Source organism: Nonomuraea sp. KM90, from assembly GCF_052246675.1.
In the GTDB taxonomy this organism is placed as follows: Bacteria; Actinomycetota; Actinomycetes; order Streptosporangiales; family Streptosporangiaceae; genus Nonomuraea.
On the sequence record NZ_JBQQCB010000251.1, the window covers coordinates 1 to 6,755 of the forward strand.

The following is a 6,755-nucleotide window of genomic DNA, read 5'->3' on the forward strand; positions in this document are numbered from 1 at the left end:
GATCTGGCTGGCGTGGCGGCTATCGCGCCGGACGACGCGTGGGCGGTCGGCACCGCCGGAACCACCTACGACCTGGACGTCAACAGCCTGATCACGCATTGGGACGGCGCCTCCTGGCAGATCGTCCCGAGCCCGCACGTGGGCAGCGCAACTACACCGAACCATCTGACTGCGGTGGCCGCCGTCGGTCCTGACGACGTGTGGGCGGTCGGCTACGCCAGCTTGGACTCCACCACCACACCCATCGCCCAGCACTGGGACGGCCGCACGTGGACGCTGGTGCCGCTGCCCGTGCCAGGAACAGGCCATACCGTGCTGTCAGGGGTAGCCGTCCGCGCCTCCAACGACGTGTGGGCGGTCGGGTACGCGCCCAGCCGCACCGCTGGCCATCACATCGAGCCGTACGTCGTGCACTGGGACGGCCGCGCCTGGAGCCGCGTGGACACCCCGAATAACGGCGCAGACGGCACCTGGCTCACTGACGTAGCTATCAGTCCGTCCGGCGATGTCTACGCCTCCGGCGCCCGGCGCTGGTACACCTGGCAAGGCGGGCTGACCGGCTCGGCCGCGCTTATGCGCTACGACGGTACGGCGTGGAGCTACGTCAACGTTCCCTCCTTCGACAGCGAAGGAACCAGCGTGGGGGACGTCGCCGTCGCCGCAAACGGCGAGGTGTGGCTGGCCGGCTTCGGCCGTACCATCACGGGCTTCGCCCGGCTGTCCAACGGAACATGGCAGCTCATCGAGGGCGCGAATCCTGAGGTCTGGTGGGGGCCCGGCCATCAGGGGCTAGCCATTGTCGGAAATCGGCTCTGGTCGGTCGGCTCCTCCTACCCCACGGAGAACGATAACGCCCGGACCTACGTCGAACGATCGCCAGAACTCTCCTGACCCGGCACCGGACGCGCTGCGCGTGCGCCGTGTCCGGTGCCCCAATCCCGGTTGGGGACCAGGAGGGGTTGGTACCTGGCTGCAGCGGCAAGGCTGCCCGAGTCCGTCATTGAACAGATCAAGCACAGCGAAGCCGCCCGCATCCCGCTCGGCTGCCGCGGTGACCCCAGGAAGAGTCCGCCGACCAGTACCAACGCCACGCGATCAAACTTCATGTGCCCACAAACTGCGCAACTCGGGGGTATGGCAGTGATTGAATCTGGCGGGCAGGAGATCAGCCGACTCTGACGGCTGGTCAGTGGTGGTAGGCATGAATCACTGCGTGTCCCTTTCCGCGCCCGATGATCCACTTGTTGATCGGTGTGGTGACGAGGAACGCGACTAGCAGCGAGAATGCCAGCGCGCCCCAGAACAGCAGCGAAGCGAGGCCGGCGTCCATGGCACCCGGGATGATCAGCATGATGCCGTTGTCGACGATCTCCATGACGAGGATCGACACGGTGTCGGCAGCCAGCGCAAGACGCAGCGCCGTACGCCAGTTAAGGTCGGCACGGAACAGGCCGCGCAGAGTGAGCGCGTAGCCGAAGATGAAGGCCAAGGCGACGGCCAGGAGGATACTGGGCAGGTCGTGCCAGCCCAGCGCGGTGGCGATCACCATGCCGAGCACTTCGCCGATGGCGCATCCGGTGAGGCAGTGCAGCGTGGCCGACGCGGCCACTCCCCACGTGGCCTTCATCGGCCCATGGTGACCTGGGTCTACACCCTGCTGATGCTGCCCATGATCACGGTGCGTGTCGGCATCTGAAGCATGCGAGCCGTGCGCATGCCTTTCGTGTTCGCTGTGGTGTATCGACTCGGACATTGCCACCTTCTTGCTCAGTCAGCTGTATTTCGGTCTAAAGAACGTATACCCCCCGCCGGTATATGGCAATGTCGGTCAACGTAAATCTCACCAAGCCGAGACGACGACCCACCCTGCCCGACCTCCCTCCTCCGTTCACCTCGGCAGCGATGGACGCTGTCCCGGTAGGCGTCCGTCAGCGCTCGCTGTGGCTCATGCGACTTCAGCGGGGGTCTGTGGGCTGTAGATGAAGGAGGCCGCGGTCCGTTCGGGCCTCAGGTTGTGATCACGGCCGATCCTGTGACGGTGGCGAAGATGCGTTCGCCCGCTCCCTTCGGCAGGTGGTTCAGTGTCGTCGCGGCGACCACGCAGCGAGGTCACGGCAGAAACGTTCTTCGGAGCCGAAGATCAGCCCATCCTGGATTGCATCCTGTCACTCCCACCAGCAGATCGGCGTCCGTGACGGTTCCGTCGCCGAACCCGTCACCCTGAGATTCAGCTCGCTCCGCCACCCTGGTGATGGGTCGCTGTCCAGGGCGGCCTCGTATGCATCCGCGGTCGCGGTGCGGCTCTCTTGAGGCTGCGCCTCGGGCAATCACCGGCCCCGGACAGGTCGGCACCCAGAGTCAGCGCCATCGCCGACAGGGACGCAAATCGGCGAAGCCGAGGCGCGGTCCCGCGGCCGACAGGGTGAGTTTGACCGACCAGGCGTCGTCACCGGCGTCGGCGAGGTGCAGCTGCTGGGAAGCACTCAGATCACGGGAAACGGCAATGAAGTGCAGCGTCTTGTCATGCTTCGGCGTACTGGAGATGACCACCGGCCGATGGCCGTACCAGGGTGGGCGCCAGCAGCGGCGAATCGTGGCGGTGAGCGCCTGCCAGCACCCGGCCGAGCGGTATGCCGCACCCCTCGACCATTAAAGAGCGCTTCATCCCTTGCTTGCCACGATCGACAGGAGAACGGCCGGCCACCTCCCCGCCGCCTGGTGCCTTCGTGATGCAGCCGTCGACGGCGATCTCCTCCAGCAGCAGCCCAACGATCCGGTCATAGCAGTTCAGGGCGATGCTCTTGAGCTGTGCGAAGATCCCCAGCTTGATCCATTCGTCGCGGCGGTTGCGGATCGTGGTGGTCGAACAGGTGGTGTCAGCGATGGCCAGATAGGAGCAGCCGAACCGGAGCACCTGGATGAGCTTGTCGAACACGATCCGATCCTTGATGCGCGGCGGTGCACGCCGAGCGGATGCTCGGGGTCGAACTCGGGCCGTGCGGGGAACAGGGCGGAGAACTGGATCCACAACGGCTCGATAAGCCAAGCGGGGATGGCAGGCACGGATGTTCCTCGTATAGGGCAGCGGATCGGGCCGTCTTGTCCGGGCGCGTTGGATGGTGTGTTCGCCCAGCCAGAAAGTCCGCGGCGCCTCATAATTAGGTGACTCGCCCGTCTGCGGTGTCGCCAGGCGCCGCCAGCCAGGGCATGCGGTGGACAAGGCTGTCGCGCAGCCGAGTGAGAGTGGCGATGCGCTCCTCCAGCTCAGCCACCCGCTGCGCGGCGACGGCGTTACTGGCGGCGCACGGCGGCGCATAGCAAAACACCTCGGGCAGCTCATCGTCGAGGTAGTCCAGAAACGACTTCACATCTTCGACGGTGAACCCGCAGGCCAGAAGCACACGAATGTTGCGGACGCGGAGGGTTGCAATGGGCTCGTACACGCGATACCCCGCGGTCGTACGGCGGGACTCCAGCAGGCCCTGCTCCTCGTAGTAGCGCAGGGCACGGGTCGTGGTCCCGGCCTCCGCGGCCAGTTCACCGATGAGCATCACAGGCACCTCCGAGTCCAACCCGCACGGCCTCGCGTACACGTCAAGGTCAAGTCCCGAGCCGGACCACCGTCTTCCCGGTGTATGTGCCCTTCATGAGACTGAGGATGGCCTGCGGCGCGTTCGCGAGCCCGTCGATCACCGTCTCGTCGTAGACGATCGCGCCTTCGCTCAGCCAGGTACGAAACTGCGCATCGAACTCCGGAGCACGGTCAAGATGATCGCTCATGGTGAAGCCGCGCATGGTGAGGCGCTTGCCGATCACGCTGAGTAGGTCGCCCGGCCCGTTGTCAGGACGGCTCTTGCCCTGCCGGTTGAGGGCTCCGCACAGCGCGATGCGGCCATGCGGGTTCATGACCTCGATCGCGGCATGCAACTGTTCGCCGCCCACGTTGTCGAAGTAGACGTCGATGCCTTCGGGGGCGGCCTCGCGCAGCCGGTCCACGATCGGACCGTCGTGATAGTCGAAGGCCGCATCGAACCCGAGTTTGCCGGTCAGATGGGCGACCTTCTCGGGTGATCCGGCGCTGCCGATCACCCGGGACGCCCCCTTGAGCCGGGCGATCTGACCGGCCATGTTTCCAGTCGCTCCAGCCGCGCTGGAGACGAAGACGGTGTCGCCGGGCCGGAGCACCGCGGCATCCACGAGCCCGACATACGCGACCAGCCCGGAGCCAAGGTAGATAGAAGGCGTCGAGTATGCGTTGCGGTCGACGCGGCGAAACAGCCCGGCCTGCGCCACGGCGTACTCGCGCCAGCCGAACCGATGCATCACCAGGTCGCCCGCGCCAAGTGACGGGTCGGCAGAGGCCACCACTTCACCGATGGCGGCTCCATACATCACCTCGCCAATCTCATAGCGGGGCATCGGCAGACCAGATGTCCCCGCGATCAACATGAGCATGCCGGGCTCGAGCGACATGAACAGATTGCGGACCAGTACCTGACCCACCGCGGGATTGGGGACGGCGACCTCGGCGATTTCGAAGTCGCCGGGAGCGGGCAGGCCCTGCGGGTTTGCGACAAGCCTGACCTCCAGTCCGGTGCGGGGAGGGTCGGAGAATGTTGTGCTTTTCGAAGGTGCGTCCATATCGACGACCGTAGGGGTTAACGCATACGTGAAGGTCAAGCCGTCCGCCCGGTGACGGCCCAAAGACATGCCAGAAACTCAAGCGGATCCGGGCCTGCACGGAGCGTAGACAACTACACGACCTCGAAACCACGTACCCGTGCAACCTCCCACCCCAGTCAAGTCGCCCATCTGCGGGGCCTCTTAGCTCGAGGCCGTCGGAGCCCAGCTTGACCGCGGTGTTCGCGGGCTCGCCGCTTCGTAGCCGACCTCTTCGACTGCGGTGACGATCTTCGCCGAGTCGACCGGGGCGTCACTGTCCACTGTCAGCAACTCAGTCGCCAGGTCCACCTCAACATGGGTGACGCCAGCCACCTCGCCGACCTCCTCGTTGACCGAGCTGACGCAGTGGCGCCAGCCATGCCCTCGAGGGCGTAGGTGACGGTGGTGCTCATAGCGAGCTCTCCGTTAATCCGATCAGTCGGTCAAGAACGAACAAGTCGGGCGATGGCGTCGGAGGCCTCCTTGACCTTGGCTTCCGCCTCCGGCCCGCCCATCTGCGTGGCCTCAGCGACACAATGGGCCAGGTGCTCCTCGAGCAGTGACAGGGAGAACGACTTCAACCCGCTGGTCACCGCCGACACTTGAGTCAGGATGTCGATGCAGTACTTGTCGTCCTCGACCATCCGCTGCAACCCGCGGACCTGCCCCTCGATACGGCGCAGCCGCGTCGCGTGGTCCCGCTTGCTACCGCTATATCCGACCATGCCCACCTCTTCTCATCGACGCTCGAAACAACACCGTACCCCCCTATAGTATTCCAGGCAAAGGATAACCGCCTATCCCACCTACAGATGGGACCAAAAGTCCGTCATGCCCCACGCGCTTCGCAAGTTATGGCATGTAACAAGTTGTCGTCTCAACCCTACCTTCTTGGCAAATCGTCCCGGATGAGAAGAAGGCTCGAATTCTTGGGCAATCGCCTGTCCCGTCGTGCTCATCAACCAAGCTCCTAGTGTCAAGCGCCGAAATTCGCCGGTTAGTTCGCATAGTGGCGGACTTGGCGCATTCAGGAGATGCTGAGCGAGCTCACACGGATTGCCAAAGCGTGTCATGGAACTCCCAGTTCTTGGTTGCTTTTCGAAGGCGATTGATCCGAGCGGTTCCCCGGGTGAAAGGCATCCGTGCAGGACGGCACGACCAAGGTGAGCAATCGGCTTCAAGTGCAGACGTAACGGGGCTGGCGCAGGGCGGCTTGGCCTCGGGGGAGGCGGCGGGCCATGCCGGCGATGGCGGCCCAGCGGATGATCGCCTGGGGGACGGTGTGATCACGTTCGTAGTCGCGGGCCAGGCGGCGGCAGACAGTCAGCCAGGCCGACACAGCGTCCGTTCCACCACCCACCAGCGGGAAATGACGTCGAAGTCACACTGGTCAGCAGGCTTACACACGATCTCCAGGGTGGTGCGTAGGGTGTCGCGAGCCCAGTCCACCAGCCGTCGCGCGAAGCCCCTGTCGGCGAACAGGTGCCTGATCCGGGTGGTCAGGTACGCCGACGGCAGGGTGGTCTTGGCGCCGTCGCGGTCTTGCCAGCTGGCGGCCATCACCGCGACCGTAATGAGCAGGCCGGTGATGTCGGTGGTGAACCGCTTACGGCCATGGATCTTGTTGCCCGCGTCGTAGCCGCGGCTGCCACGGCCGACGGTGTCGGCTCCCTTGGCGTTCTGCGGGTCGATGGTGCAGTACTGCTCACGGGAGTTTGCCCGGGCCTGTCGTCGGCTCGGGGTCACCCGCTCGCGCGGCGCGGTCGGCACCAACGCCGACAACGCGCTGGACGGGTCCTTCGATGCCACCCTCAAACGCGAGACGTTTCAGGGTGCGCACCACCGGTCCGACACCCAGACCGCCCGCCTGGCCGTGTTCCGGTGGATCACCCGCTACAACACGATCCGACGGCACTCCCGCCTCGGCCTGCCGCCTGAAATCGGTGTTCGCGCTCATGGGGGAAGCCCCAAGACCAGGTAGTTAAGGTTTCTGGGCGGTTGGCAAGGGCGCTGTGGAGATCGGCTCGGCGGTGTAGATGCCTGGTTTTATCTTGCGGATGATCCGGCTGGCGGCCCAGCGCGATAGCTGCCGA

Annotated in this window: 8 protein-coding genes and 3 pseudogenes; 2 read left to right on the forward strand and 9 right to left on the reverse strand. The window is 65.1% G+C overall.

All coding sequences use genetic code 11. The features are described 5' to 3' along the window. Positions 1–891: pseudogene (locus tag ACTWPW_RS62360) on the forward strand (hypothetical protein); the annotation flags it as partial. Positions 892–1,186: 295 nt separating this feature from the next. Here the strand turns inward: ACTWPW_RS62360 and ACTWPW_RS62365 are convergent. The 9 genes and pseudogenes from ACTWPW_RS62365 to ACTWPW_RS62405 form a co-directional block, all read right to left on the reverse strand. After that, positions 1,187–1,627 carry a DUF4396 domain-containing protein gene (locus ACTWPW_RS62365; RefSeq protein WP_443174747.1) on the reverse strand — a complete coding sequence of 147 codons (441 nt, stop codon included), beginning with the start codon at positions 1,625–1,627 and terminating at the stop codon, positions 1,187–1,189. A gap of 731 nt (positions 1,628–2,358) precedes the next feature. Next, positions 2,359–2,550: a hypothetical protein gene (locus tag ACTWPW_RS62370; RefSeq protein WP_443174748.1), complete on the reverse strand. Its 192-nt coding sequence runs from the start codon at positions 2,548–2,550 to the stop codon at positions 2,359–2,361. A gap of 16 nt (positions 2,551–2,566) precedes the next feature. Then, positions 2,567–3,063: pseudogene (locus tag ACTWPW_RS62375) on the reverse strand (IS5/IS1182 family transposase); the annotation flags it as partial. 95 nt (positions 3,064–3,158) lie between these two features. Beyond that, complete coding sequence (locus ACTWPW_RS62380; protein ID WP_443174749.1) at positions 3,159–3,551, reverse strand: MerR family transcriptional regulator; 393 nt, start codon at positions 3,549–3,551, stop codon at positions 3,159–3,161. A gap of 49 nt (positions 3,552–3,600) precedes the next feature. Beyond that, the gene (locus tag ACTWPW_RS62385; RefSeq protein WP_443174750.1) at positions 3,601–4,641 is read right to left on the reverse strand and encodes an NADP-dependent oxidoreductase; all 1,041 of its coding nucleotides are present in this window, start codon (positions 4,639–4,641) and stop codon (positions 3,601–3,603) included. Positions 4,642–4,824: 183 nt separating this feature from the next. Next, entirely contained in the window at positions 4,825–4,995 is a 171-nt protein-coding gene (locus ACTWPW_RS62390; protein ID WP_443174751.1) for a heavy-metal-associated domain-containing protein, read from the reverse strand. A 110-nt stretch (positions 4,996–5,105) separates the two neighbouring features. After that, positions 5,106–5,387 (reverse strand): metal-sensitive transcriptional regulator, encoded by a 282-nt coding sequence (locus ACTWPW_RS62395; RefSeq protein ID WP_443174754.1) that lies wholly within the window; start codon positions 5,385–5,387, stop codon positions 5,106–5,108. A 452-nt stretch (positions 5,388–5,839) separates the two neighbouring features. Then, positions 5,840–6,001, reverse strand: coding sequence for a hypothetical protein (locus tag ACTWPW_RS62400; protein WP_443174752.1), 162 nt, complete (start codon positions 5,999–6,001; stop codon positions 5,840–5,842). Beyond that, positions 5,986–6,471: a transposase gene (locus ACTWPW_RS62405; RefSeq protein WP_443174753.1), complete on the reverse strand. Its 486-nt coding sequence runs from the start codon at positions 6,469–6,471 to the stop codon at positions 5,986–5,988. The genes ACTWPW_RS62400 and ACTWPW_RS62405 overlap by 16 nt, the downstream gene beginning before the upstream one ends. Between ACTWPW_RS62405 and ACTWPW_RS62410 the strand changes: the two are divergent. Next, positions 6,359–6,643, forward strand: a pseudogene (locus ACTWPW_RS62410) (integrase core domain-containing protein); the annotation flags it as partial. The gene ACTWPW_RS62405 and the pseudogene ACTWPW_RS62410 sit on opposite strands and share 113 nt — an antisense overlap. Positions 6,644–6,755 lie beyond the last annotated feature (112 nt).

Coding starts and splice junctions, on each gene's coding strand:
- ACTWPW_RS62380 (WP_443174749.1), bottom strand. CDS start 3,551: ATGCTCATCGGTGAACTGGCCGCGGAGGCCGGGACCACGACCCGTGCC.
- ACTWPW_RS62385 (WP_443174750.1), bottom strand. CDS start 4,641: ATGGACGCACCTTCGAAAAGCACAACATTCTCCGACCCTCCCCGCACC.
- ACTWPW_RS62395 (WP_443174754.1), bottom strand. CDS start 5,387: ATGGTCGGATATAGCGGTAGCAAGCGGGACCACGCGACGCGGCTGCGC.
- ACTWPW_RS62365 (WP_443174747.1), bottom strand. CDS start 1,627: ATGAAGGCCACGTGGGGAGTGGCCGCGTCGGCCACGCTGCACTGCCTC.